We start from the raw sequence: 25,837 nt of genomic DNA, 5'->3' as shown, positions 1-25,837 counted from the left end.
GTCAAGCGGTGTCGGTCAGAGCATGATGCCGAAAGCGCTGGAGGTTCACGGCGACATCATGCTTTCAGCATTCCGCTCCAGTGAGCCGCCCTTCCAAATTCGGTTTTTACAATTTCGCACCGAAGGCTTATGAGCGCAACACGTGAAGACAGGGGTGGAGCGATGAACGACAGCGGGGAAAACAGGGACAAGAAACAGACGCGGCGACCGTCCACGGAGCGGACGGCGCAGCGCGATCCGGAGCGGACACGCGCCGCGATCCTTGAAGCGGCAACTCGGGAATTTGCCGAAAACGGCATGGGCGGAGCCCGTGTCGACGCCATCGCCGAACGCGCCGGCACCAACAAACGCATGCTCTACCATTATTTCGGCGACAAGGAGCAGCTCTACCTCAAGGTGCTCGAAGAGGCCTATGTCGGAATCCGCACGGCAGAACGCGCGCTGCATATCGGCGACCGCAGCCCGGAGGAAGGCATCGGCGAACTCGCGCTCTTCACCTGGCGCTATTTCCTCCAGCACCCGGAATTCCTGAGCCTGCTCGGCACCGAAAACCTGCACCGCGCCCGGTGGCTGCGCCAATCCGTCCGGCTCAAGGAGCTGCATTCGCATCTGATCGGCGAGCTTTCCCAAGTGCTCGAGCAGGGAAAGAAACAAGGCGTCTTCATCGAGACCGCCGATCCCCTGCACGTCTATCTGACGATTGCCTCGCTCGGTTATTTCTACCTTTCCAACCAGTACACGCTTTCGACGATCTTCGGCCGCGACCTGATTGAGCCGGCCAATCTCAGTGCCTGGGAGAGGCATATCGTCCACGTCACGCTCGCCTCGATCCGGCGCTGATACCGAAAGCAGGATTTGACTATTGACAGGCTCGCCGCTCTTCTGCCATCAAGTAACCGTTTAGTTACCGGCTTGGGAGGGCCGGGCCAGGACGCCCGCTCCCACCGCAAAGATTGCAGGGAGGAAAACATGGCACGCTTGGGGATCATCTTGCACGGCGTCACCGGCCGCATGGGTTACAACCAGCACTTGGTGCGCTCTATCTTGGCCTTCCGCGACCAGGGCGGCATCACGCTGAAATCGGGCGAGAAACTCGAGATCGACCCGATCATCGTCGGCCGCAACGGCGCCAAGATGGAAGAGCTGGCGAAGAAGCACAACATCAAACGCTGGTCGACCGATCTCGATTCTGCGCTCGCCAATCCCGACGACACGATCTTCTTCGATGCCGGCACGACGCTGATGCGCGCCGAGCTTTTGTCCAAAGCGCTCGACGCCGGCAAGCACGTCTATTGCGAAAAACCGATTTCCGACGATCTGCAGGTGGCGATCGATCTCGCCCGCAAGGCACGGCGCTCCGGCCTCAAGCACGGCGTCGTGCAGGACAAGCTGTTCCTGCCCGGCCTGCGCAAGCTGGCGCTGCTGAGGGATTCCAGCTTTTTCGGCAAGATCCTCTCGGTGCGCGGCGAATTCGGCTACTGGGTTTTCGAGGGCGATTGGGGCGTACCCGCCCAGCGCCCCTCCTGGAACTACCGCAAGGGCGACGGCGGCGGCATCATCCTCGATATGCTGTGCCACTGGCGCTACGTGCTCGACAACCTGTTCGGCGAAGTAAAGGCTGTCTCCTGCCTCGGCGCCACCCATATTCCCCGGCGCATCGACGAGCAGGGCAGGCCTTATGATTGCGACACGGACGATGCGGCCTATGCGACTTTCGAACTCGAAGGCGGCGCGATCGCGCAGATCAACTCTTCCTGGGCGGTGCGCGTGCGCCGCGACGATCTCGTCACCTTCCAGGTCGACGGCACGCATGGTTCGGCCGTCGCCGGCCTGACGAAATGCTGGAGCCAACATCGCGTCAACACGCCGAAGCCGGTGTGGAACCCCGATCAGCCGCAGACAATCGACTTCTACAAGACCTGGGACGAGGTTCCCGATACGCAGGCCTTCGACAACGGCTTCAAGGCGCAGTGGGAAATGTTCATCCGCCATGTCGTCGAAGATGCGCCGTGGCCCTATGGGCTGGAAGCCGGCGCCAAGGGCGTGCAGCTTGCCGAACTCGGCCTGAAATCCTGGGCCGAGCGCCGCTGGCTCGACGTTCCCGCGCTGGAGTTTTGAGCCGTGACGACGATCAATCTCCCCCTCGACGGCAAGATCGTTCCCTATACGCTGACCGGCACACCGATCGAGCTGAAGAGACGCGACGCCAAGAGCTTCCCGCGCATCGCCTTTGCCGCCGCTCACGTGGTCGCCGATCCGCTCGCCGACAACGATCCCTGGCTGACGCCGGCGATCGACTGGGAGCGGACGCTGGCCTTCCGCCACCGGCTCTGGGATCTCGGCCTCGGCGTTGCCGAAGCGATGGATACGGCGCAGCGCGGCATGGGCCTCGGCTGGCCGGAGGCGCGCGACCTCATCCGCCGGGCACTTGCCGAAGCGGCCGGCCGTAAGGACGCATTGATCGCCTGCGGCGCCGGCACCGATCATCTGTCGCCTGGTCCCGACGTGACCATCGACACGATCATCAAGGCCTATGAAGAGCAGATCGAAGCGGTGGAGGCGGCCGGCGGCCGCATCATTCTGATGGCGAGCCGGGCGCTTGCCGTCGCCGCGAAGGGACCCGACGATTATATCAGGGTCTATGACCGCATCCTTCGCCAGGTAAAAGAACCCGTCATCATCCATTGGCTGGGAGAAATGTTCGACCCGGCGCTCGAGGGATACTGGGGCAACGGCGACCACCTGAAGGCAATGGAAACGTGTCTGCAGGTGATCGAAGCCAATGCCGCCAAGGTCGACGGCATCAAGATCTCGCTCCTTTCCAAGGAGAAGGAAGTGACCATGCGCCGGCAATTGCCGAAAGCGGTGCGCATGTATACCGGCGACGACTTCAACTATGCCGAACTGATCGCCGGCGACGAAGCGGGCCATTCGGACGCGCTGCTCGGCATCTTCGACGCTATCGCGCCGGCGGCGTCCGCCGCGCTCGACGCGCTTGGCCGCAAGAGCAACCACGAGTTCTTCGATCTGCTGGAGCCGACCGTGCCGCTATCGCGCCACATCTTCAAGGCGCCGACCCGCTTCTACAAGACCGGTGTCGTCTTCCTCGCCTATCTCAACGGGTTGCAGGATCATTTCACGATGGTTGGCGGCCAGCAGAGCACGCGTTCGCTGACGCATTTGGCTGAACTTTTCCGCCTGGCCGACAAGGCCCGCGTTCTTGCCGATCCGGAACTCGCGACTGATCGCATGAAACAGGTGCTTGCCGTCCACGGTGTTCAGTGAGTGCCGGTGCGGCTATGGGAGAGAAATGATATGCAGGTCGAAGGACTTTCGATCAATCTGGCGACGATCCGCGAGCAATGCGGCTTTGCCGAAGCCGTCGATATCTGCCTGAAGCACGGCATCACATCGATCGCACCCTGGCGCGACCAGGTCGCCAAGGCGGGTCTCGACGAAGCAGTGCGGATCGTCAAGTCGAACGGCATCAAACTGACCGGCCTTTGCCGCGGCGGCTTCTTTCCGGCGGCAACCGAGGCCGACTGGCAGAAGAACCTCGATGACAACAGACAGGCCATCGACGAGGCGGCGGCCTTTTCCGCCGATTGCCTCGTGCTCGTCGTCGGCGGCCTGCCGGGTGCTTCGAAAGATATCGTCACGGCTCGTCAAATGGTATTCGACGGCATTGCCGCCGTGCTGCCGCATGCGCAGGCTGCCGGCGTGAAACTTGCGATCGAGCCGCTGCACCCGATGTATGCCGCCGACCGGGCCTGCGTGAACACGCTCGGCCAGGCGCTCGACATGTGCGAGCCGCTCGGCGAGGATGTCGGCGTTGCGATCGACGTCTACCATGTCTGGTGGGATCCCGATCTTGCCAACCAGATTGCCCGCGCCGGACGCATGAAACGCATCTTCGCCCATCACATCTGCGACTGGTTGGCGCCGACGAAGGACATGCTGCTCGACCGCGGCATGATGGGCGATGGCGTCATCGACCTGAAGGGCATAAGACGGATGATCGAGGCTGCCGGTTTCTTCGGCGCGCAGGAAGTGGAGATCTTTTCGGCCGAAAACTGGTGGAAGCGTCCGGCCGACGAGGTGATCGCCACCTGCGTCGAGCGCTTCCGGAGCTGCTGCCAGATCTGATTCTTGAGCATTTCCGTTTTTCTTCGAAACACGAAAATGCTCTGTCTCTTTGTTTTTACGCAATTCCGGACGCAAAAACCGCTGCACACTTTTGCTGGAATTGCTCTGAAATCCAATTGTTTCATCACGTATGAAAGAGGAGTCATTCGATGGAGAAACGCCGTTTTGCCCTGATCGGCACCGGTAACCGCGGCACCACCATGTGGGGCAAGGACCTGCTTGCCGGCTGGCGGGAGCATGTCGACCTCACAGCCATCGTCGAAAAGAACGCGCTTCGCGGCGAGCGCGCCCGCAACATGATCGGCAGCAATGCGCCGCTCTATGACAACATCGATTCCATGCTTGCCGAGCAGAGGCCGGATCTCGCCATCGTCTGCACGCCCGACCATACGCATGACGATATCATCGTGCGGGCGCTGGAATCCGGCATCGACGTCATCACCGAGAAGCCGATGACCACCTCGATCGAGAAAATTCGCCGGATTCTCGACGCCGAGAAGCGCACCGGCCGGCGGGTCGACGTCTCCTTCAACTATCGCTATGCGCCGACGGCCGCAAAGATCAAGGAACTGCTGAATGCCGGCGAGATCGGCCGGGTAACCTCGGTCGACTTCCACTGGTATCTCAACACCAAGCACGGCGCCGATTATTTCCGCCGCTGGCATGCCTATACGGAAAATTCCGGCAGCCTGTTCGTCCACAAGGCCACTCATCATTTCGATCTGCTGAACTGGTATCTCGACAGCGATCCCGAGTCCGTCACCTCCTTCGCCGACCTGCAGAATTATGGCCGCAAGGGCCCGTTTCGCGGCCCTCGCTGCAAGCTCTGTCCGCATGCGCAGGAATGCGACTACTATCTCGATATCGAAAAGGATCCGTTCCTCGACCAGCTCTATGAGGATCCTTCGAAGATCGACGGCTATTTCCGGGACGGCTGCGTCTTCCGCGAGGACATCGACATCCCCGACACGATGGTCGTGTCCATCCGCTACCGCAACAACGTCCATGTCTCCTATTCGCTGAATACCTTCCAGCCGATCGAGGGCCATCACCTGGCCTTCAACGGTACCAAGGGACGCATCGAGCTTCGCCAGTACGAGGCCCAGCCATGGGAAGAGCCGAAGCAGGATACAATCCTGCTCATCCGCAATTTCCCGAACGGCAGGCAAGCGGTGGAGCGCATCGTCGTGCCGCATTTCACAGGCGGCCATTACGGCGGCGACGACCGGATGCGCAACATGATCTTCAAGCCTGATATGGAAGATCGGCTCGGCCAGCGCGCCGGCACACGGGCGGGCGCCATGTCCGTGCTCTGCGGCATTGCGGCGCTGACGAGCTCGCGCACCGGCAAGGTGGTCGATATCGCCGAACTGATGCCCGAGCTTGCCAATGACGGTTCGCCAAATTCGTTGAGAACACCACGCTGACCGCATGGCCAGCGCGATGGCGCGCGTCAGGCGATGTTTTCGAGATCTTGCCGGCGGATCTGGTAGAGCAACGGCCGGCCGGTCACAAAACGCTCGACCTCATCCGCCGCCATCACGCCGAGACGCGCCCGTTCCAGGCCAATGGCGCCGGCAATATGCGGTGTCAGGAAAACATTCGGCAGATCGTAGAAGATCGAACCTGCCTCCGGAATTTCCGGATCGGTGACGTCGATGACCGCATCGATGCGGCCGGTCTTCAGCTCCGACAGCAACGCGGCCTCATCGATGAGAATGCCGCGCGCGGTGTTGATGAGCGTTGCCCCATCCTTCATCAGCGACAGTCTTCGCGCATCGATCATATGCCGCGTCGACGGCAGTGATGGCGCGTGCAGGGAAACGATATCCGCGCGCCGCATCAACTCCTCGAGATCGACCTTTTCCGCTCCCAGTCCGGCTGCTTCGGTCGCTCCGAGCATTGGATCGAACAGCAGCACCCTGTAGTCGAAGGGTTTCAGGAGTTCGATCACCCGCCTGCCGATGCGCGAGGCGCCGACGATCCCGAGGGTGCGGCCATAGTTGCCGATCGCTTCGCGCTGCATCGGATAGGTCCGATCGCGATTGCGGTCGGCGACGTAAAGATCGTGGAAGCGGAAGGCGCGTTTGCCGGCAAAGAGGATCGCGGCGAGCGTGAATTCGGCAACGGGAACCGCATTGGCCTCGGCCGCGTGGCTCACCGCTATACCGGCTTCGAAGATGGCATCGTCGATGATGCCCTTCACCGTGCCCGCCGCATGGACGACGAGACGAAGCCGCGGCGCAGCGGCGAGAATTTCAGAGCCGATATAGGGCGCTCCCCAGCCGGTGATCAGGATCTCCGCTTCTGGAAGCAGGCGTCTTGCCCGCGCGTCGTCCAGCCGCTGCAGCGGCTCGGGATCGAGCAGACGGCCGATCGTATCGAGCCGGCGCAGGATCTCGTCGGGCAGGACATGTTCCGTGCGCGACGGTTCCTTGGCAAGGACGATGGCCGGGCGGCTCATGGCATCTGACCCGGCGCTTCGATGGCGCTGACGGTTACGCCCTTTTCCCGCACCAGCGCCTCCAGCGCCGTAATATCAGGCGCTTTCGGCGGCCGCGCCCAGTCGGACGAAACGGCGGCGGGATTGCCGAGCGCCAGCACCGCCGTCACCAGGATGGTCTCACCTGCCGGGATCTGACCGCGCAGTTGCGGCACGATGGTCTTGGCAACGATTACATTGGTATTGGGCTGGGCCTTCTGCGCGAGTCCGGCGCGTTTGATCGACGATCCCAAGTCGAGAATGCCGGTGAAATCGGCTTCGCCGATCGCATAGGCAGCGCCATCCGAAGCCGACAGCGTGTCCAGCTCGAAATCCCGGCGGGCGATGGCGAAGCCGCCTTCGGCGACCCTCAGCGGCCGGGCCGCCCTGATCCGGTGGAGGCGGATATGCCAGGGGGCCGCGGGCGCGAGCCAGCTCTCGACGCTGACATCGGGGAAAGGTGACCATTTCGCATAAAGCACGTCGCCCGCGAGTTTTGCCTGTTCATTCGTCTCTCGCACGCGGTAGTGCAGGCCGTCTTCGCTGAAAGCCAGCATCGAATCGAAGGCGGCGAGGGCAAAGCCGCGCTCATCGGATTCGACGCTGAAGCCATAGCGGGTGGAATAGGCGAATTTGGCGTATTTTTCCGTGCCGAAACGCATCTGCAAGTTTTCCTGGCCGGAAGACAATGCGACGACATCGCTGCCCGCCCGCATGATCACCATGCCGGGATGGCGCTGGGGAACGACTGCCGACGTCTGCTGCGGCGGCTTTTCTTCAGCGGTCCAGAACGGGTGGTCCTCCGAGATCGCAAGCGGCAGAAAAGCCTTCAAGGCCCAATAGGGCGAGCCGGCGGAATTATAGCTCTCCGACATCAAGAGGTTTGGATAGCCGAAACCGATCGACAGCACGCCGTCGCGGTCGGCAATCGGCTTGTCCCTCCACCAGCGCAGATGCTGCAGGCAGAGATGCTTGACCTCACCCCAGGGCAAAGCCTCGACATCGGCAAAGGCGAGCGCTGACCAGAAGCCGGCGCAGGCAAAACGATAAGTCAGGCTGCGGCCGAACGGAATCGTCGCCCCGTCGGCGGCAAACCAGTGGCGGAAATCCCGGGCGAAAAGGACGGCGCGCTCGCGGTAGCGCTTGGCGTAATCGTCATCGACGAGCTTCGAATAGATCAGGCCATAAAAATGCATGGCGAAGGGGATGTAATGGTCGATGCGGCGCACGTTGCCGTCGCGATACCAGCCGTCGCCGATATAGAAGCCTTCGAGTTCCTGCAGATATTGCCGCGTCAGGCTGCGGTCGAATTCGGCGCCGAGACGATCGAGGGCGATATCGACGAAGATGCGGAAAAATTTCCAGTTATTGTCGGCATAGTCGAACTGCCTGGCATGTTTGAGATAGGCGACGACATTGCTGCGGGCGCGCGCATCGAGCGGCTCCCAGATCTCTTCCGGCACCAGCGCCAGGGCAAAGCCGAGCGCAGCAAGCTCGACCATCCGCTGATCCCGGCCATTGACTGTTCCCCAATATTCGGGATGGGCAGGGTCGGTGCCGTTTGCGATACCTTCGGCAAAACGCTGCCAATGGGCGAAGTCGCCGCCGCCGGCGCCAAAAGGCGCCAAGCCCCAGAGTGGCCGGGCAAAGCCCTCGAGATCGGCGGCTGCCCGGTCGAAATGGGCGGCGGCGCCACTGAGCCTGACGCGGGCATTGCCCTTGGAAAAACAGGAAAGCAGCGGATCGAAGAGAGCAAGCAGCGCGTGGCTCATATCGGCGCGGGTTTCAAGCGGATTGCCGGCAAGCGGATTGGCGCTGGCGGGATCGTAAGTCATCGACACCTCTTACTGGTTCTCGGCATTGGCAACGGTCCCCCCCGGAACGGGAACAACCGCCTGGCAGATCTGGCGCGCAGCCGCTGTCCTGTTGCGGAACCGGGACAGCATCAGGGATACGGCTTCCCGCCCGAGAGCGGCACGATCGACGCGCATGGTGGAAAGCCGCGGATTGGTCATCAATGCACAGGGCAGATCATCAAAGCCGATAATCGCGAAATCCTCCGGGACCCGTAGACCGGCCTCGGTGACGGCCTCCAAAACGCCGACGGCAATGAAATCATTCATGCAGAAAGCCGCGGTGAAGCCGGCATTCTCGGCAAGGACTGCCGCGGTGCGTTCGTGGGCCTCGCGGCTGGCGCTGCCCTGAAGCGCCAGCGAAACGAATCGTCCCTCGGCGTCGGGGACGGCGGCGATCGCCGTCTCGAAGCCGCGAATGCGCTCCCGAATTGTATGGCGGTGAGAGCCACTCAGATGCAGGATACGGCGATGGCCGGCCCTCGTCAGCCGGCTGGCCGCCTCGTAGGCTCCGAAGAAATTAGCCGGAGAAACACCGTCGAACTGCATCCTGGGATCAGTGCCATTGACAAGCACGGTCGGTGTTGCGCTGGCCTGCAGCCAGTCGCGCAAGGCTTCGTTGGGATCGATGCCGACGAGAAAGAGGCCCTCGGCCTCCGCAGCCCGCATATAATCACGCACGGCATCCGGCGTGATACGATCCTCGCGGGCTAGGCGAATTTCAAATGCCATTCCCGCCTCGGCGGCTCCAGTGCGCAAGCCGTCGACGATCGCTTCGTAGAAGACGCTGAGCCCGCCCGTGATGCCGTCGCTGGCGATGAGCGCCAGCCCCCCGGCAACGGCCTCGGCGGCAGGCCTGACGGGATAACCGTGGTCGGCCGCAACCTTCAAGATATGACGGCGGACGCTTTCGCTGATGCCCGGCTCATTGGCAAGCACGCGCGACACCGTGGAGACGGAGACGCCGGCCAGAGTGGCTATGTCGGCCTGGCGCGGCCGCTTGGTTTTCTGCTCGTTCATAAAGCAAACATTATGCAAATAATGCAAATTTGCAAGATATTGATTAATTCTTGCATTAGAAATATTTTTGCGTACTCTACCCGGCGAGTGTCCCGGCACGCCGTTGGAGGAGGGCAGAGGACATATTGGGAACAAGGAGGAATATGATGCATCTCAATCGCCGTTCATTCCTAGTGAGTTCAGCCGGCGCCGCCGCCGGCCTTGCCTTTGGCGCGGGAAGCGCTATCCCGGCCTTTGCCGAGGAGGCGCAGTTGCGCGCCATGTGGTGGGGATCCAACGACCGTGCCAAACGCACGCTCGATGTAGCCAAGCTTTATCAGTCGAGGACACCCGGCGTCACGATCGTCGGTGAATCGCTTTCGGGCGACGGCTACTGGACGAAGCTCGCCACGCAGATGGCCGGCCGCTCGATCGCTGACGTCTTTCAGCTCGAGCCGGGAACAATCTCCGATTATTCCAAGCGCGGCGCCTGCCTACCGCTCGACGAATTCGTCCCCTCGACGTTGAAGGTTCAGTCCTTCGGCGCCGACGTGCTGAAACTGACCACCATCGACGGGAAACTCTATGGTGTCGGTCTCGGCCTCAACTCTTTCTCAATGTTCTTCGACACGGTGGAATTCGAAAAGGCAGGCATTCCGATGCCGACGCCCGACCTGACATGGGATGAGTATGCCAAGCTGGCGGTGGAACTCACCAAGTCCTCGGGCAAGGCAGGCGGCCCTTATGCGGCCCGTTACGCCTATGTCTTCGATGCCTGGCTGCGTCAGCGGGGTAAAAGCCTCTTTGCGAAGGAAACGGTCGGGCTCGGTTTCACGGCCGACGATGCCACGGAGTGGTTCGACTATTGGGAGAAGCTGCGCAAGGCGGGAGGCACGGTTGCTGCCGACGTCCAGACGCTCGATCAGAACACCATTGACACCAACGCCCTCGGTCTCGGCAAATCGGTGATCGGCATGGCCTATTCCAACCAAATGATCGGTTATCAGTTGATCATCAAGAACAAGATCGGCATCACCATGCTGCCACGGGAAAAGAAGGGGGGGCCGTCGGGCCACTACTACCGTCCTGCGCTGATCTGGAGTATCGGCGCGACCACCAAGCATGGCGAAGCGGCCGCGAAATTTATCGACTTCTTCGTCAACGACATCGAAGCCGGCAAGATTCTCGGCGTCGAGCGCGGCGTGCCGATGTCGCCGGCCGTGCGTGAAGCCATTCTGCCGCAGCTGAACCCGACAGAGCAGGAAACGGTCAAATACGTCAACATGCTCAAGGATCAGGTCGGTGAATATCCGCCGCCGGTGCCGATGGGTGCGACCCAATTCGACCAACGCGTGCTGCGCCCGATCTGCGACGAACTCGCCTTCGAGCGGACTTCGCCCGCCGACGCAGCGACCCGGCTCGTCGAAGAGGGTAAGGCAACGCTTAAGGGATGATCGCTTGCGCGATATGAAAGGAGAGGCCCGCAGACGCCCGCGGGCTTCTCTGACGCCCGGCTGAAGCGCGTGTGGAATTTGATTGCGTGCTTCAGCTTGCTTCGTCCAACCTCGCCCTCGCAAACCGCGGCATGCGCGACATGGCGCTTAGTTGGCGGCCGGGCCTTCAACCACGCGCCAGTCAGGCCGGCCGAGATTGAACGGCCAAGCATGCACCTCCTGATCATTGAAATAGACCACTTCCTGAAGCTTCGGGAAGGCGCTCTGTTTCAACGTCGCGGTTTCGATCCACGGCCTCATATAGGCGTCGCCGCCTTCGTAGCCGAGCTCTGCGACCCAGATGGGCTTTCCATAGGCGGCGACGAGATCATAGCCCTGCTTCAGCGCTTCTGAGAAGGTCCGGTGCTTGTTGTAGGCAAGCTCGTCGTAGCGCTCCAGCCCGAAAACCGAGAGTCCGATGAGGTCGACATAATCGTCGCCGGGATAATAGTCCTGTAGGCCGGGCACACCCTTCGGCGACCACATTGTCTCGGTGCCGGGCGCCTCGTCGCGAACGATGTCCATCATGCGTCTGTAGGCGGCGATGAAGTCCTGCGGGTTCCAGCCGGCCCACGAAAACCGCCCGGATTTGTCTTCCATTTCCTGTCCCCAGCGGATGATCACGGGGCTTTTCAGCTGGGATATCATCTGCGCGATCGCCCGCATGTTGACATCGTAGTCGCCGCGCAGAACCTTTGCGCGAAGCTCGCCAGAAGTCAGCCGCCGTTCAACGTCCCAGGACCAAGGCTCCACCGTTATCAGCAGGTTGCGGCCCCTGGCCAACGCATAGGCATCTGCAACGCGCAGCGTCTCCAGGTCAACGTCTTCCCACGGCAGGAACAGGGCTTCAGTCGAGACATTGGCTTGGGCGCCGAAATCCCCATGTGGGTCGTAGGCACCGAACTTGATGCCGTCGGCGTGAACGACCGGGCGTTTGTCGATGATCGTCCGCGCGCTCGTCGCCGGGTTCGGCGCAATGCCCGCATATTGCACCTCGCTTCGGCCCGGCAACTCCGCGACGCACAACAGCAGCAGCGCGATCGCGGCGGTCGAGAGGTGATTTTTCGTCAGCTTCTTCATGGCTCACCCTCCTTTTCGGGCTATTTCCTGATTCAGCAGGAACTGCTTCAGTTCATACGCCTTGGCGCTGACGGTATCTGTGGAGACGAGCTTGCGGAATTCGTCATCCTGGCGCGCCGAAGAATGGCGGAAGATGTACCAATTGCCGTCCGGCTGACGGCGCTGGTAGATCGCGTTGCCGACCTTGCGATGACCGAAACAGGTGCTGGCACGCGCTGCTCCCTCGGCGTTCGTCCAGGTCGCGCGCATGCAGAGCTGACCGAGATCGTCGACCACCCATCTGCCTTCGGCGAAGGACTGCTTGCCCTTGTCGTTGGTCCAGGCCACGAACCGCCGACCTTCATCGAAGAAACGACCGCCGCCGGTATCCCAGGTCCAGGTCTTGTCACCGTAGATCCGGTAAAGCTCATAGGCGCTGAGCGGCGTCGGCGCCTCGGTCTTGGCGGCCTCGGCACCCTGCGCTGCCAACGGCAAACACAGGCTGAGAGCAACGACTACTCCATACAGTCTCGACCCGATACGCATTGCATCTCCTCTCATCGGCCGGTGCCGCCGGCTCACACACCTTGTTCGTTCCGTCCCGTGCTTCCGAATCCGTGCCATCTGATGCGGAACTTCACGATCCGGGTTTTGCCGCCGAGGCCAGCACCGGCCACGGCGAATTGCGATTGGCTGAAACTGATAAGTGTCTGGCCGTGGGAAAGGGCTTCGAGGCCGCGCAGGCCGTGGGTGCCCGCCTGCATGCCGCCGGTGACACAGATCGCCAAACCCGTAGCCGTCGCAAGCCAGAGGCCGCGCGATTGCGGCAGCAGCGGCAGGCCGTTCTCGATCGCATGGCGAACGACGATTAGCACGGTTAGCGACAGATAGATCGCGAGGTTCATCGCAGCGAAAAGATAAAAGCCCTGGGCGGCAGCGGCCTCGCCGGCGAACACCATGGCCGCGGCGCAAAGCCCCGCGAGAGCAAGATAGGGCGCAACGACGCGCAGCGGCAAAGATTGCTGCTGCTGCCTTCCTTTCGGGGTAATGCGAAAGTCGACGAAAGAACCGGAGAAATGGTCGCGAATGGCCGCCAGGCTGCCGGCCAGCGACCATGGCCAGCGCAGAAAGATGAAGGCGAGCCCTTCCCATCCAAACAGTTTCGCATCGTGCGGCCGGAAGGTTCCCGTGGCCCGCCAGAAGAAGGCAAAGAGCGTCAGCACGATCGACAGCGGCGCGAAATGCAGCAGAAAATCCGGATAGGTCACGTTGACGAAGACCTGGCCCGTCAGCAAGGCGGCAACCGGCAGCAGGAACATCACTGCCATGACGGTGGAAAAGAGCGGATACCACAGCTGCGAAAAGACGAACTGGAATTTCAGCCGCCAGGGCAGATGGACGACGTAGCGGCGGGAATATTGCAGCAGGATGGTGACGAGGCTGCGCGACCACTGGAATTCCTGCACGGCGAGATCGACGAAATTCGCCGGGCCGTCGCCATGAGCGATCGCATCGACCGCGTGGACACCGCGCCAGCCGCCGGCGTTCATCATCAGCGTCGTCGAATGATCTTCGGCAAGCTCGGGGCCAAGGCCACCGATCTGGCGAAGGGCTGATGTGCGGACCGCATAGTGGGAGCCGATGCAAAGGGGCGCCCAGCCATTGTTGTAACCGGTCTGCAGCGAGCCGTGCAGACTTGCCTCCGCATAGAGCCTGCCGCGCGCGACCCAACTCGCCGCGGCATTCGCATCACAGATGCTGGGTGCGGAAACATAGCCGACGGCAGGATCGGCGAAAGGGCGCAGGACTTCACGGAGATAGGTCGGTGTCGGCACATGATCGGCATCGAACTGGGCGACGAAATCGTAACGCGCATAGCCGAAATGGTCGTAGAAATAGGCAAGATTGCCTTCCTTGCACCGCGTCCGGCGCGGCCAGGTCGTACGGTGATACTCCGCCACGCCCTTCCGCGTCGAGATCAGCACGCCGTGCTCGGCGCACCAGCGTCCGGTTTCCGCGGACGGATCCTCGTCGGCTAGCCAGACATCGAACTCGACACCAGTCTGATCGAGCATCGCCTGAAGCGTGGCGCGGACGACGGCAAAAGGTTCGGACGGCGCCTTGGTAACGACCATCGCCACGCGTCCTTCCGGCAGCCGGGCGCGCGAACCGATCGTTCTCGCATCGAGGAAGATCAGGATGAAATAGGCGGGGACAAGCGTTATCCAGGCAAGCACGGCGGTGACGAGCACGAAGGTTGGCCAGGAAATGATATGGGCGGACTGACACCACCAGCTCCAGAAATAGCCGAGCGCCGCCAGCCAGCAGAGGATGCCGAAACCATAGGCGACACGATTCCACCCTGTGAACACGGGGTTGAATGGGTCCGCAGCAGCTTTCGCCGTCCTGACCCGGTGATCGATCTCCGAAACCAGGCTCATGCCGTCACCTCCAGCCCGAAGGTCGGGCCGGCCGTGCGGATGATCGTGTCGAGATCGGAAAGAGCCGGCACGAAGCCGAGCTCCGCCTTCGCCCTTGCCGTATTGGCAAAGAGGATCGGCGGGTCGCCGGGGCGGCGGGCGCGATAACGGACGGGGACTTCGCGGCCGCTGGCGCGATAGACCGCGTCGATGATCTCGCGCACTGACGTGCCACGGCCGGAACCAAGATTGACGCTGAGCGAGGCGCCGTCTGCGATCAGGTGGTTGACGGCGGCCAAATGTGCCTGTGCGAGATCGCTGACATGGATATAGTCGCGAACGCAGGTTCCGTCCTCGGTCGCATAATCGGTTCCGAAGACATCGAGCCGGTCCAGTCTGCCGGCGGCAGCAAGAAGGGCGCGGGGGATAAGATGTGTCTCGGGCTCGTGACGCTCGGCAAGCTCACCCTCCGGATCGGCGCCGGCCGCGTTGAAATAACGCAAGGCAGCGAAGCGGATGCCATAGGCAGCGGCAAAATCCTCGAGCGCCATCTCGAAGATCAGCTTGGTGCGGCCATAAGGATTGACCGGCTGCTGCAGACTTTCCTCCCGTATCGGCAACGAGGCGGGAACGCCATAGGTGGCGCAACTGCTGGAAAAAACGATCTTGTCGATTTCCTGGTCGAGGCAGGCCTCGAGCAGCGTGAGACTGCCGACGACATTGTTGCGGTAATATTTCCTCGGCATGTCGACGGATTCGCCGACATAGGCATTGGCGCTGCAATGGATGACGCAATCGGGCGAAAATTCGGCCATCGTCCGGCGCAGCGCGATCGTGTCGCCGAGCTCGCCGCGAACGAGCGGTCCCCAGCGGACGCTGTCGGCATGTCCGGTCGAGAGATTGTCGTAGGTAACCGGGATCATCCCGGCGCGCGACAGCGTTTTGCAGATATGACTGCCTATGAAACCGGCGCCGCCGGTGACGAGTATGTAGCGGGGCATCTCATACAGCCTCCGCCTGCTCCGTCCCGGCAAGCAGGCCGTCGAAATATTCGACGGTGCGCGCCAGGCCGGCTTCGAGCTCGATATGAGGCTGCCATGCCAGTTCCTTCATCGCCCGTGAGATATCCGGCCGCCGCTGGCGGGGATCGTCGACGACAGCCGGAAGGTGAACGATTCGGGAACGCGAATTTGTGAGGTCCCGGACGATTTCCGCCAGGCGTCGAACGGTGAACTCGCTCGGGTTGCCGAGATTGATCGGACCGTGGCATGCGCTGCCGGCTGCCGAGAAGCGCAGAAAACCTTCGATGAGATCATCGACATAGCAGAAAGAGCGAGTCTGCTGACCGTCGCCGTAGATGGTCAGGTCGGCGTTGCGCAGGGCCTGCACGATGAAGTTGGAGACCACCCGCCCGTCATCGGCGCGCATGCGGGGCCCGTAGGTGTTGAAGATGCGGCCGACCTTTATGTCGACGCCGTAGGTCCTGTGGTAGTCGAAAAACAGGGTTTCGGCACTGCGTTTTCCCTCATCGTAGCAGGCTCGCGGCCCGATGGAGTTGACATTGCCGCAATAGGATTCGCGTTGCGGGCTCAGGGTCGGGTCGCCATAGACTTCCGACGTCGACGACTGAACGACGATCGCGCCGGTCTTGCGCGCACAATCCAAGGTGTTGACGGCGCCGAGTACGCTGGTAAGCAAGGTGCCCACCGGATCCCGTTGATAGTCGGGCGGAGAGGCAGGAGAGGCGAAGTTGAAGATCAGCGACGCTTCGATATCGAAGGGCTGACGCACATCGTGCTCGATGATGCGAAAGCGGGGGTTCGATGCGAGATGCTCGACATTTGCACGGCGGCCGGTGGAAAAGTTGTCGAGGCATATGACGCTGTGGCCGCTTAGCAGAAGCCTTTCGCAGAGATGCGAGCCAAGAAAGCCGGCTCCGCCATTTACAAGAGCGGTGCCCAGATTCTTGAGCACCGCTATGTTCTTTACTTCCGAATAGCCTTCGCCGGGAACGAAACTACGCATTACAAACTCCTCCCCACGCTTTAGTCTTTTGTATTATTTACGCGGCTTACATCTTACCATACTCGGATGTATATTCATGCAATTGCGTACCAATACATGAATAAGTTCGAGGTTATTCTTCAGTAACTCATTTACTATTGAAATGATAAGGCGATTGTTATCAAGGTCAACTTCAAAAACATAAAATATCCCAAATAATTACGCATTTGTTCTTCAGAGTAACAAATGATTAATCATTTTACTTATTTTTTCACGTGAAACGGGAAACACGCCGTTGCTCAAACTTTGCTCAATAAAGATGGGATAGAAGAAGGAGAGGTCGGCTTCGCAGGGCTGCGCCACCGGTCTTGCATCCGGAAGCGTCCTATGAGAGGGATTTGGCATGTTCAAAAATCGCGCCACAGCCCAGCCGAAAGGCTGGCGTCCATTTCATTTTGCGATGCTTGCGGGGGGAGTGACGCTTCTTGCGATCGGAGCGACGGCTTGTGCGGTCGTTGACGACGACATGGCCGCTATCGCGAAAAAGAATGTTGTCGTCGTCGAGACGCGACCCGTTTCGAAGGCTTACACCTACCCGGAAAATCGAACCGCTCGGCCTGTTGCGGCACGAGCTCGCATCGTCGCCTATCACGGGTCCGCGCCCTATATCTGCTCTCCAAGCGGCTTCGGACAGAAGTCGCGCTGCTTTGCCCGTCGCTCGACCTAAGCAAAAGCGCAACCCAAGCGCAACTCAAAGTGTGACAGCATTCTTTGCGCGCCTGAAAAAGCGCGGCGCTATCGATCAGTTGCGCCACCGGCTGGACATGTCGTCATCGCCGACCGGATGGTCGTTGAAGAAGCGAGACGCTGCTTCCGTACGGTTTCGCACGTTCATCTTCTTATAGATGTTGCGGACGTGAACCTTCACTGTGTTTTCGGAAAGATGCAGTTTGTCGGCAATAATCTTGTTCTGCGTCCCCTTGCAGATGAGATCCAGGATCTGAACCTCCCGGGTCGTCAAGGCGGAGATGCTGTCGCGTCTCAGCTTGAGCGCATTGTTGCGGGCGGCATCAACCGACTTGGTCTGATAAAGTGAGGGCTCCAGTTGGGTCCCCTTATTGGTGAGGCGGTTGAGAAGCGCCGAGGGAAAATGCTCCCCGCCCTTCATCAGCAGATCCACCGCGGCCATGAAGACATCAAGCCGAAGATTAAGCGGCAGGACGCCGTCGATGATCCGTGCCTCGACCAAACGGCTGACATAGGGCTCCATCATGTCGATGGCTTCGACGACAAGTCCGATCGAGGTTTCCGGATGATTTTCCCTGACCGCCTGCAGCGCTTCTTGCAACTCCGGCGTAGGTATATGGTAAAATAAAACCAGCTTTATATCGCTGCTATCCTTTGCCAGCATCGGAGTTGCGTTCGTTATGCTTGGAACATCGCAATTTGGAAATTTCTTTGCCAGCGCCTCCACCATGCATTCTGAAAACAGATCAGCCTTGGCTACTACAAGGATAGTATCTCCGGACGGGCTAGACTTTCTCGCCTGGTCCGCATTCTCCATTCCTGAACCTGTCATGAACATATACGCCTCCCCTAGCGGTACACTTTACTCAAACATGCAGCGATGGCAGGTATAAGATAGTATGAAATGCCGGTCCTATTGTGTCATCGCCTTTTTCTTTAGACATTTCTTAATTATGTTAATACGGATTGAGAAGGAAGGAAATGGCCCAAAGTGATTAGTTTTGGGGAGCGAGAAACAATAAGATACTACGTAGCGGTTGTATTTTTGCTCACCCTTATACTCGGAGGTTATATTTGCCCCTACTATAGATAATTCAGTGAATGTAATATTTCAGTACAAATTGTAATATTTTTTCGCCCGCCCCTGATGATTACGAGACTCGCAAGTTGTCGCTCAACCCCGTCACTCCTGGCAAAAGCCTGGCATTCCCGGCTGCTTATGCCGGGCCGTGACCTCTGCAAGGCCAGCGCTGCGCTCGAACGTGTCCGGTCGGTCGCCGAGGCAGCGCATCGCAGAGGCTGATATCGTCCAGAGACCCTCCGTGCGCTGGAACAGCGGGCACCAGCAAGATGAAGAAGGCGCGGCGCCTGCACTGGCGCACCTGCGCGGCTGTTGAAATGCACTCGACCGGGCGCATCATCACCATGCTCTTTGATTTTGAGCTGCAATCGCTGCTAAAAAGGCGTGAGCCTATTTTGCACTCCTCAGTGAGACGTCATGCAGATCGATGCGGACAGGGCAGAACGGGAACGGCTTCTGGCCATTCTCGATTTCTGGCATAAGATCGAGTTTTTCATACCTTATGATCTCTCCACTCGCCTCGTCTCGGGCGAAGGACGGACCGTTTTCTGGCTGCATGCAGAGACGCTCTTGCAGGACAGCGCTGCACTCAGCCGTCCTGTCATACCCGAGGAGAAGCAGATCACCGGCTTTACCTTGTTCCTCGGCGTTTTCAGCAAATCCGAGATCTCCGACATCCGCAGGCACTTCGACAGCGCTGCGGTCGACATTGCCGAGTATGAGGATGCCGAACGCAGCGATCTCGATGGCGATACCTGCTTTGCCAGCCTGCAGCTTACTCCGCTCGGACAGCCGATGTTCGAAACATTTTCCGTCTCGACGCTTCCGTGGGCCCTCGGACGGGTACGGAAAACCGGTCTCTCCTCGCTCAGCCATGAGGCATTTGCCAACGGCAAGCGGCAGCTGTTGGAATTGCTTCAAAACTTTCAGGCGCAGCGACAGCTGGGGTCTTCATCCTTCGAGGCTGCCACCGATCAGCCGATCGATGCCGGCGAAATCGTGGCGCTGCATGAATTGCTCTGCGATTGGGCAGGTTTTGCCTCACGCCAGGAAAAGCCCATCGCCGCCGTTGAAATACGCTACCGCGACAGGTCGGAAAGACCCGAGCTCATCTCGTTGCCGCCTCAACAGGAGGATCATGCACCCAACGCCGATGAGGAAGACGAAAGTGCCAGCCTTGATGAAGACATTGGCATTCTGAACAGCTTCTTTATCGAGGATATCGAAGGGGCGATGATCTGCGTCAAGCAGGGCAATGTCCCGGAGCCGCTCCGGCGGTACCTCAACCCGCCGGCAGATGAAAATCGGGTCGACCTTTATTCGGAAGAAGGACGCCGGGCGATCATTCGGGCGCTGCATCCCGGCAATCTCAACCGTGGACGCTGGCTGAGCGAGCCTCATCTCGCAATGAGCCTCATGCAACAGTTCGCGATCAATGCGGCGATCGCCGGCCTGTCGGAAACGGGATTATTCTCGGTCAACGGCCCGCCGGGCACCGGAAAGACCACGCTGCTGCGTGACATGTTCGCGGACAACATCGTTCGGCGCGCCCGGGTGCTCTCCTCCCTGACGACGGCGCGCGACGCCCTTGACGGCTCGCCACGCCGTGTCGGTTTTACGGATAGGAGCACCGCCTCCATATCGGCGCTGATCCCAGCCCTTGCCGGGTTCGAAATGGTCGTCGCCTCCTCTAACAATGCCGCCGTGGAGAATATTTCGCGCGACCTTCCCAAGCGGAGCTCGATCGCGAGCACGTCTTCCTTTCAATATTTGCAGACGGTTGCACACAAGATCGCCTGCCAGAAAGACAACGGAGCGGTCGTCAAGCTCCCTGACGGCGACCGCCCATGGGGGTTGATCGCCTGCGCGCTCGGCAATTCCAGGAACCGCCGGGCCTTCAAAGAACGTTTCGCCTTCATGGAGATCGCCGAAAGACCGAAGCCCGGCTGGTCGGGCGCCGCAAAGCCGCAGACCATCTGGGAATGGTTGAAGAGCTATGAGGGGCCAAGCTTCGCCGAAGCGGCATCGGCTTTTCATGCCGCCGACGAGATGGTTCGCGAAAAGATCAGCCAATATGCGCGCTATGCCGATCTGCGTGATGAGATAGCGCCCGTTTCGCAGGATGCATTCTGCCGCGAAGCGCTCGAGAGGGTGGCTGTCGCCGCGGACGAAGTTTTGCATGCGCAGAATCGATGCGACATGCTGGCGACCGAAATGCGCCGCATCGCCGACGGTTTGTCTTATCTGAAGGAGGAGGAACAGCTGCTCGACCGCAGCGCCCCTGCGCGATGGAGGAGAGTGCTCTCGACCAACCCGGCCCGGCAGCATCGCCAGGATGTCATCACCAATGCGCGGAAGCAGCTGGAACTGCGCAAGGCGCTGGCCGAATGCGAAGATCAGCTTGCGAAAACCGATAAACCCACATTGGAACGGGCTTTGCGAGAGCATGACCGGGCCGAACGGGCACTGCGGTCACGACGGAAAATCTGGTCTGCGAAAAGAGAGGAACTCGAGCGGCTGGGGGAAATTCTCGATCATCCCGCCGCATCGGAGCGTCTCACCGATCTCGATGAGGATCAGGTGCAGATCGACGGTCTCTGGCATCAGGACGAACTGGCGGCTCTGCGTTCGGCATTGCTGGAAGCAGCGTTGACGCTGCATGAAGCTTGGTTGGCCGATGTCGGCAGGAAGGGCGGAGGTTTTGGCGGAAATATCGTTGCCGTCACCAAAGTGCTTTCCAACAACAATCCCGTCGATGACAAGCACATTGCATCGATCTGGCAGAGCCTTTTCATGATCGTTCCGATCGTCTCCACGACATTCGCGTCTTTTGCCAAGCAGTTCCGCGGGCTTGGGCCCGGCTCGATCGGCTGGGTCTTCATCGATGAAGCCGGCCAGGCGGTACCGCAGGCGGCGGTCGGGGCGTTGATGCGGGCACGCCGCGTCATGGTGATCGGCGATCCCTTGCAGATCGAACCGGTTTTCACGCTCCCCAGCGCGCTGATTTCAGGCGCTTCGGCTCTTTCACCCCACACGGCGGCAGGCCAATATTCGCCGAACAGGGCGTCTGTGCAGATGCTGGCCGATGCCGCCAATCGCTACGGAACGACGCTTCAGGGCGAGGAGGCAGATGGGCTCTGGATCGGCAGCCCGCTCAGAGTGCATCGACGCTGCATCGACCCGATGTTTAGCCTTGCTAATCAGATCGCCTATCGGAACAAGATGATCTTCGGGCTGGAAGAGCGCCGGCCGGCCGGCGACGCATCGCCCTTTTATGGCGACAGCGCCTGGATCGACGTAAAGGGCAAGGTCTCGGGCAAACAGGTCGTTGCCGAGCAGATAGACTTCATCGTCGACCTCCTCGCCGCGACTTATCACCGGGACGGTGCATTGCCGGACATCTACATCATCTCGCCGTTCAAGGAGATCAAGACCGGTTTGAGACAGGCTCTTTCTCATGCGGTCTGGATCGACCAAGACGGATATGCGCGCGGATCTCCAGCGAAACTACAGAAATGGCTTCAGGAACGGGTAGGCACGGTTCACACCTTCCAGGGCAAGGAAGAAGATATCGTTTTCATGGTCCTCGGCGCCGATGCCGAACATCGCGGAGCGGCCGGCTGGGCCGCATCCAAGCCAAACCTGTTGAACGTGGCGCTGACGCGCGCCAAGCGCCGTTTCTACATCGTCGGCGACCGCACGCTCTGGCAAACGCTTCCCTATTTCAGAGAGGCGGCAAATGCGTTGCAGACGATCCGGCCCGCGGAATTCCTGACCCGAAACGAGCTGAACATGAGGGATCGGACTCCGGCGCGGTTCGCTGAACGCATGTTGTGACGTTCCCCCAGAAACGCAAAACCCGCCATGAGGCGGGCTTTTTGCATGTTTGTGTTTATGGAAGGTTTGGTTGCGGGGGCAGGATTTGAACCTGCGGCCTTCAGGTTATGAGCCTGACGAGCTACCGGGCTGCTCCACCCCGCGTTATTTTATTCCGGACTGTCTGAGCCCGGGAGCGATGACAGGCGTAGCCTGACGAGGTGAGGCCGTTAAGAGATCGATCCGGTGGATCGATCTTAGGCCGAACGGGCTGCTCCACCCCGCGGACTGATTATAACACGAAAGGCCGCTTTGTGGGCGGCCTTTTGTTTCGGCTTTGGGCCGTTGGCTTGTGATTGAGAAGATATTATCAACTGAGTTGCGATTTGCAGACCTGGCAGCGACCTACTCTCCCGCGTCTTAAGACGAAGTACCATGGGCGCAGGGGCGTTTCACGGCCGTGTTCGGAAAGGGAACGGGTGCAGCCACCCCGCCATAACCACCAGGTCGGCAAAGCGCAACTTGTTGTTTGAGAAGCTGGTGCAGGCCGAAGGCCTGGTTGTTTAAACACGTCAAAGGCTCAAACCGGACAAACACTTGCGTGTTTGCCGGGCCCGTCGCAAAGGCTGACGCCTTCGCTCTGTCGGGACGACCGCTTAGCGGTCGCCCTGAGATGAGCATGAACAATGAGAACGATCAAGCCGATCGAGCTATTAGTACCGGTAAGCTTCATGCGTTGCCGCACTTCCACACCCGGCCTATCAACGTGGTCGTCTTCCACGGCTCTGATAGGGAACACTCGTTTTCAGGTGGGTTTCCCGCTTAGATGCCTTCAGCGGTTATCCCGTCCATATATAGCTACCCTGCTATGCCCTTGGCAGGACAACAGGTCCACCAGAGATATGTCCATCCCGGTCCTCTCGTACTAGGGACAGATCCTGTCAATATTCCTACACCCACGGCAGATAGGGACCGAACTGTCTCACGACGTTCTGAACCCAGCTCACGTACCGCTTTAATTGGCGAACAGCCAAACCCTTGGGACCTGCTCCAGCCCCAGGATGCGATGAGCCGACATCGAGGTGCCAAACAACCCCGTCGATATGGACTCTTGGGGGTCATCAGCCTGTTATCCCCGGCGTACCTTTTATCCGTTGAGCGATGGCCCTTCCACGCGGGACCACCGGATCACTATGACCGACTTTCGTCTCTGCTCGACTTGTCAGTCTCGCAGTCAGGCGGGCTTATGCCATTGCACTCGACGACCGATTTCCGACCGGTCTGAGCCCACCATCGCGCGCCTCCGTTACTCTTTCGGAGGCGACCGCCCCAGTCAAACTACCCACCATACACTGTCCCGGACCCGGATGACGGGCCGCGGTTAGACATCCATGACGATAAGGGTGGTATTTCAAGGATGGCTCCACGGAAACTGGCGTCCCCGCTTCAAAGCCTACCACCTATCCTACACATGCCGACACGAATGCCAGTGTAAAGCTATAGTAAAGGTGCACGGGGTCTTTCCGTCTGACCGCAGGAACCCCGCATCTTCACGGGGAATTCAATTTCACTGAGTCTATGTTGGAGACAGCGGGGAAGTCGTTACGCCATTCGTGCAGGTCGGAACTTACCCGACAAGGAATTTCGCTACCTTAGGACCGTTATAGTTACGGCCGCCGTTTACTGGGGCTTCGATTCAAAGCTTGCACCTCTCCTCTTAACCTTCCAGCACCGGGCAGGCGTCAGACCCTATACGTCGTCTTGCGACTTCGCAGAGCCCTGTGTTTTTGATAAACAGTCGCTACCCCCTGGTCTGTGCCACCCCATCATAGTTGCCTAAAATGGGGTCACGCTTCTTCCGAAGTTACGCGTGCAATTTGCCGAGTTCCTTCAACATAGTTCTCTCAAGCGCCTTGGTATACTCTACCTGACCACCTGTGTCGGTTTCGGGTACGGTCTATACGGTGGAGCTATTTCCTGGAACCGCTCCGCTGCCCTGATAATCCAATAAACCAGAACAACTTGTGCAATCCGTCACTACCACCAGGCCCACGAATATTAACGTGGTTCCCATCGACTACGCGTGTCCGCCTCGTCTTAGGGGCCGGCTAACCCTGCTCAGATTAACTTTAAGCAGGAACCCTTGGTCTTTCGGCGAGAGGGTCTCTCACCCTCTTTATCGTTACTCATGTCAACATTCGCACTTCCGATACCTCCAGGAGCCCTCACGGGTCTCCCTTCATCAGCTTACGGAACGCTCCGCTACCACTTGCATTGCTGCAAATCCTCAGCTTCGGTGCATGGCTTCAGCCCCGTTACATTTTCGGCGCAAAGACCCTTATTTAGACCAGTGAGCTGTTACGCTTTCTTTAAATGATGGCTGCTTCTAAGCCAACATCCTGGTTGTTTTGGGATCCTCACATCCTTTCCCACTTAGCCATGACTTGGGGACCTTAGCTGGAGGTTAGGGTTGTTGCCCTTTTCACGACGGACGTTAGCACCCGCCGTGTGTCTGCCGAGTAGTACTCCCCGGTATTCGGAGTTTGGTTAGGATCAGTAAGACGGTGAGTCCCCATAGCCCATCCAGTGCTCTACCCCCGGGGGTATTCGCTCGACGCTCTACCTAAATAGATTTCGCGGAGAACCAGCTATTTCCGAGTTTGATTGGCCTTTCACCCCTAGCCACAAGTCATCCCAATCTATTGCAACAGATGCGGGTTCGGTCCTCCAGTTGGTGTTACCCAACCTTCAACCTGCTCATGGCTAGATCACTCGGTTTCGGGTCTAATGCAACAAACTATATCGCCCTGTTCAGACTCGCTTTCGCTGCGCCTACACCTACCGGCTTAAGCTTGCTTGTTACACTAAGTCGTTGACCCATTATACAAAAGGTACGCCGTCACCCTTGCGGGCTCCGACTGTTTGTAGGCATCCGGTTTCAGGTTCTATTTCACTCCCCTTGTCGGGGTGCTTTTCACCTTTCCCTCACGGTACTTGTTCGCTATCGGTCATGCACGAGTACTTAGGCTTGGAGAGTGGTCTCCCCATGTTCAGACAGGATTTCTCGTGTCCCGCCCTACTCTAGGACAATCGTGATATCTACGCGTACGGGGCTGTCACCCACTACGGCCGCACTTTCCAGAGCGTTCCACTTTAATCACAATTGCCACTGGCCTGGTCCGCGTTCGCTCGCCACTACTTGCGGAGTCTCGGTTGATGTCCTTTCCTGCAGGTACTTAGATGTTTCAGTTCCCTGCGTTCGCTTCTTACACCCTATGTATTCAGGTGCAGATACCTTATCACAATGCTTGGAAAGATAAGACGATCAGCAGATCGTCTTAAATTTTCCAAGCATTTAAGGTGGGTTGCCCCATTCGGAGATCCATGGATCAAAGCTCATTCGCAGCTCCCCACGGCTTTTCGCAGCGTATCACGTCCTTCATCGCCTGTGCATGCCAAGGCATCCACCAAATGCCCTTACGACACTTAATCGTTCTCATTGCCAATGCTCATCACTTAGCCGTCATCCCGAAGGGATGCGGCGGCCAGAGTTACCTTTTACAACCCAGGCCATCTTTGATGCCATCGACGTGTTCGACCTGATCACTTTATTGGAGCTACGCCGAGCAGCTCGCTTGTGTCAGGTCTTAAGACCAGCTTCTCGAGATTTGATCCGATACCGCGCGGTCAGGCAACGGTAATCCGATCGTCCGTCAGACAGCACAACAAGGCGCTGA

At 59.5% G+C, this 25,837-nt stretch carries 17 protein-coding genes, 1 tRNA gene and 2 rRNA genes; 8 read left to right on the top strand and 12 right to left on the bottom strand.

Annotated elements, in window-relative coordinates; translation table 11 throughout:
* Positions 1-162: 162 nt before the first annotated feature.
* From NMA58_RS20690 to NMA58_RS20670, 5 genes are all read left to right on the top strand, one after another.
* A complete protein-coding gene (locus NMA58_RS20690) occupies positions 163-840 on the top strand; it encodes a TetR/AcrR family transcriptional regulator (protein WP_434711765.1) in 678 nt (225 codons plus the stop codon).
* A 129-nt stretch (positions 841-969) separates the two neighbouring features.
* Positions 970-2,118: a Gfo/Idh/MocA family protein gene (locus NMA58_RS20685; RefSeq protein ID WP_434711764.1), complete on the top strand. Its 1,149-nt coding sequence runs from the start codon at positions 970-972 to the stop codon at positions 2,116-2,118.
* A gap of 3 nt (positions 2,119-2,121) precedes the next feature.
* Complete coding sequence (locus NMA58_RS20680; RefSeq protein ID WP_434711763.1) at positions 2,122-3,285, top strand: dihydrodipicolinate synthase family protein; 1,164 nt, start codon at positions 2,122-2,124, stop codon at positions 3,283-3,285.
* A gap of 30 nt (positions 3,286-3,315) precedes the next feature.
* Entirely contained in the window at positions 3,316-4,146 is an 831-nt protein-coding gene (locus tag NMA58_RS20675; RefSeq protein ID WP_434711762.1) for a sugar phosphate isomerase/epimerase family protein, read from the top strand.
* A gap of 149 nt (positions 4,147-4,295) precedes the next feature.
* Positions 4,296-5,573, top strand: a complete 1,278-nt coding sequence (locus NMA58_RS20670) for a Gfo/Idh/MocA family protein (RefSeq protein WP_430960643.1) — start codon at positions 4,296-4,298, stop codon at positions 5,571-5,573.
* A gap of 26 nt (positions 5,574-5,599) precedes the next feature.
* On the opposite strand, the gene NMA58_RS20665 is transcribed toward NMA58_RS20670, so the two are convergent.
* From NMA58_RS20665 to NMA58_RS20655, 3 genes are read right to left on the bottom strand one after another with little or no spacing between them, the layout of a single operon-like run.
* Complete coding sequence (locus NMA58_RS20665; RefSeq protein ID WP_434711761.1) at positions 5,600-6,610, bottom strand: hydroxyacid dehydrogenase; 1,011 nt, start codon at positions 6,608-6,610, stop codon at positions 5,600-5,602.
* Positions 6,607-8,463 (bottom strand): DUF2264 domain-containing protein, encoded by a 1,857-nt coding sequence (locus NMA58_RS20660; RefSeq protein ID WP_434711759.1) that lies wholly within the window; start codon positions 8,461-8,463, stop codon positions 6,607-6,609. The genes NMA58_RS20665 and NMA58_RS20660 overlap by 4 nt, the downstream gene beginning before the upstream one ends.
* 9 nt (positions 8,464-8,472) lie before the next feature.
* On the bottom strand, positions 8,473-9,501 hold the full coding sequence (locus tag NMA58_RS20655) for a LacI family DNA-binding transcriptional regulator (RefSeq protein ID WP_434711757.1): 1,029 nt from the start codon (positions 9,499-9,501) through the stop codon (positions 8,473-8,475).
* A 146-nt stretch (positions 9,502-9,647) separates the two neighbouring features.
* Here NMA58_RS20655 and NMA58_RS20650 point away from each other — a divergent pair, with 146 nt between their 5' ends.
* Entirely contained in the window at positions 9,648-10,934 is a 1,287-nt protein-coding gene (locus NMA58_RS20650; RefSeq protein ID WP_434711755.1) for an ABC transporter substrate-binding protein, read from the top strand.
* A gap of 147 nt (positions 10,935-11,081) precedes the next feature.
* Here the strand turns inward: NMA58_RS20650 and NMA58_RS20645 are convergent, their stop codons facing one another.
* The 5 genes from NMA58_RS20645 to NMA58_RS20625 are packed head-to-tail and all read right to left on the bottom strand — an operon-like array spanning position 11,082 to position 16,477.
* Positions 11,082-12,053, bottom strand: a complete 972-nt coding sequence (locus NMA58_RS20645) for a glycoside hydrolase family 26 protein (protein WP_434711754.1) — start codon at positions 12,051-12,053, stop codon at positions 11,082-11,084.
* 3 nt (positions 12,054-12,056) lie between these two features.
* Positions 12,057-12,578 (bottom strand): DUF995 domain-containing protein, encoded by a 522-nt coding sequence (locus NMA58_RS20640; RefSeq protein ID WP_434711752.1) that lies wholly within the window; start codon positions 12,576-12,578, stop codon positions 12,057-12,059.
* A 32-nt stretch (positions 12,579-12,610) separates the two neighbouring features.
* Positions 12,611-14,473: a glycosyltransferase family 2 protein gene (locus NMA58_RS20635; protein ID WP_434711750.1), complete on the bottom strand. Its 1,863-nt coding sequence runs from the start codon at positions 14,471-14,473 to the stop codon at positions 12,611-12,613.
* Complete coding sequence (gene galE / locus NMA58_RS20630; protein ID WP_430960636.1) at positions 14,470-15,453, bottom strand: UDP-glucose 4-epimerase GalE; 984 nt, start codon at positions 15,451-15,453, stop codon at positions 14,470-14,472. Before galE ends, NMA58_RS20635 begins: the two co-directional genes overlap by 4 nt.
* A 1-nt stretch (position 15,454) precedes the next feature.
* Positions 15,455-16,477, bottom strand: a complete 1,023-nt coding sequence (locus tag NMA58_RS20625) for a UDP-glucuronic acid decarboxylase family protein (RefSeq protein ID WP_434711749.1) — start codon at positions 16,475-16,477, stop codon at positions 15,455-15,457.
* A 382-nt stretch (positions 16,478-16,859) separates the two neighbouring features.
* Between NMA58_RS20625 and NMA58_RS20620 the strand changes: the two genes are divergently transcribed.
* Positions 16,860-17,183 (top strand): hypothetical protein, encoded by a 324-nt coding sequence (locus NMA58_RS20620; RefSeq protein WP_097600490.1) that lies wholly within the window; start codon positions 16,860-16,862, stop codon positions 17,181-17,183.
* Between the two features lie 75 nt (positions 17,184-17,258).
* Here the strand turns inward: NMA58_RS20620 and NMA58_RS20615 are convergent, their stop codons facing one another.
* Entirely contained in the window at positions 17,259-18,041 is a 783-nt protein-coding gene (locus NMA58_RS20615; protein WP_183706101.1) for a helix-turn-helix transcriptional regulator, read from the bottom strand.
* Between the two features lie 660 nt (positions 18,042-18,701).
* Between NMA58_RS20615 and NMA58_RS20610 the strand changes: the two genes are divergently transcribed.
* On the top strand, positions 18,702-22,121 hold the full coding sequence (locus NMA58_RS20610) for a DEAD/DEAH box helicase (protein WP_434711747.1): 3,420 nt from the start codon (positions 18,702-18,704) through the stop codon (positions 22,119-22,121).
* A 67-nt stretch (positions 22,122-22,188) separates the two neighbouring features.
* Here the strand turns inward: NMA58_RS20610 and NMA58_RS20605 are convergent.
* The 3 genes from NMA58_RS20605 to NMA58_RS20595 form a co-directional block, all read right to left on the bottom strand.
* Positions 22,189-22,265, bottom strand: a tRNA-Met gene (locus tag NMA58_RS20605).
* A 227-nt stretch (positions 22,266-22,492) separates the two neighbouring features.
* Positions 22,493-22,607, bottom strand: a 5S ribosomal RNA gene (rrf, locus tag NMA58_RS20600).
* A gap of 185 nt (positions 22,608-22,792) precedes the next feature.
* Positions 22,793-25,592: ribosomal RNA gene (locus NMA58_RS20595) — 23S ribosomal RNA — on the bottom strand.
* Positions 25,593-25,837 lie beyond the last annotated feature (245 nt).

This window comes from Rhizobium sp. YTUHZ045, from assembly GCF_051124255.1.
In the GTDB taxonomy this organism is placed as follows: Bacteria; Pseudomonadota; Alphaproteobacteria; order Rhizobiales; family Rhizobiaceae; genus Rhizobium.
Note: the sequence above shows the minus strand (reverse complement) of the source record. Positions and strands in the feature narration are given on the sequence as shown.

What these genes read in the sequence shown, in the direction of transcription:
- NMA58_RS20690 (WP_434711765.1), top strand. Translation starts at nt 163, where the DNA reads ATGAACGACAGCGGGGAAAACAGGGACAAGAAACAGACGCGGCGACCG.
- NMA58_RS20685 (WP_434711764.1), top strand. Translation starts at nt 970, where the DNA reads ATGGCACGCTTGGGGATCATCTTGCACGGCGTCACCGGCCGCATGGGT.
- NMA58_RS20675 (WP_434711762.1), top strand. Translation starts at nt 3,316, where the DNA reads ATGCAGGTCGAAGGACTTTCGATCAATCTGGCGACGATCCGCGAGCAA.
- NMA58_RS20670 (WP_430960643.1), top strand. Translation starts at nt 4,296, where the DNA reads ATGGAGAAACGCCGTTTTGCCCTGATCGGCACCGGTAACCGCGGCACC.
- NMA58_RS20665 (WP_434711761.1), bottom strand. Translation starts at nt 6,610, where the DNA reads ATGAGCCGCCCGGCCATCGTCCTTGCCAAGGAACCGTCGCGCACGGAA.
- NMA58_RS20660 (WP_434711759.1), bottom strand. Translation starts at nt 8,463, where the DNA reads ATGACTTACGATCCCGCCAGCGCCAATCCGCTTGCCGGCAATCCGCTT.
- NMA58_RS20655 (WP_434711757.1), bottom strand. Translation starts at nt 9,501, where the DNA reads ATGAACGAGCAGAAAACCAAGCGGCCGCGCCAGGCCGACATAGCCACT.
- NMA58_RS20650 (WP_434711755.1), top strand. Translation starts at nt 9,648, where the DNA reads ATGCATCTCAATCGCCGTTCATTCCTAGTGAGTTCAGCCGGCGCCGCC.
- NMA58_RS20645 (WP_434711754.1), bottom strand. Translation starts at nt 12,053, where the DNA reads ATGAAGAAGCTGACGAAAAATCACCTCTCGACCGCCGCGATCGCGCTG.
- NMA58_RS20640 (WP_434711752.1), bottom strand. Translation starts at nt 12,578, where the DNA reads ATGCGTATCGGGTCGAGACTGTATGGAGTAGTCGTTGCTCTCAGCCTG.
- NMA58_RS20635 (WP_434711750.1), bottom strand. Translation starts at nt 14,473, where the DNA reads ATGAGCCTGGTTTCGGAGATCGATCACCGGGTCAGGACGGCGAAAGCT.
- galE (WP_430960636.1), bottom strand. Translation starts at nt 15,453, where the DNA reads ATGCCCCGCTACATACTCGTCACCGGCGGCGCCGGTTTCATAGGCAGT.
- NMA58_RS20625 (WP_434711749.1), bottom strand. Translation starts at nt 16,477, where the DNA reads ATGCGTAGTTTCGTTCCCGGCGAAGGCTATTCGGAAGTAAAGAACATA.
- NMA58_RS20620 (WP_097600490.1), top strand. Translation starts at nt 16,860, where the DNA reads ATGTTCAAAAATCGCGCCACAGCCCAGCCGAAAGGCTGGCGTCCATTT.
- NMA58_RS20615 (WP_183706101.1), bottom strand. Translation starts at nt 18,041, where the DNA reads ATGTTCATGACAGGTTCAGGAATGGAGAATGCGGACCAGGCGAGAAAG.
- NMA58_RS20610 (WP_434711747.1), top strand. Translation starts at nt 18,702, where the DNA reads ATGCAGATCGATGCGGACAGGGCAGAACGGGAACGGCTTCTGGCCATT.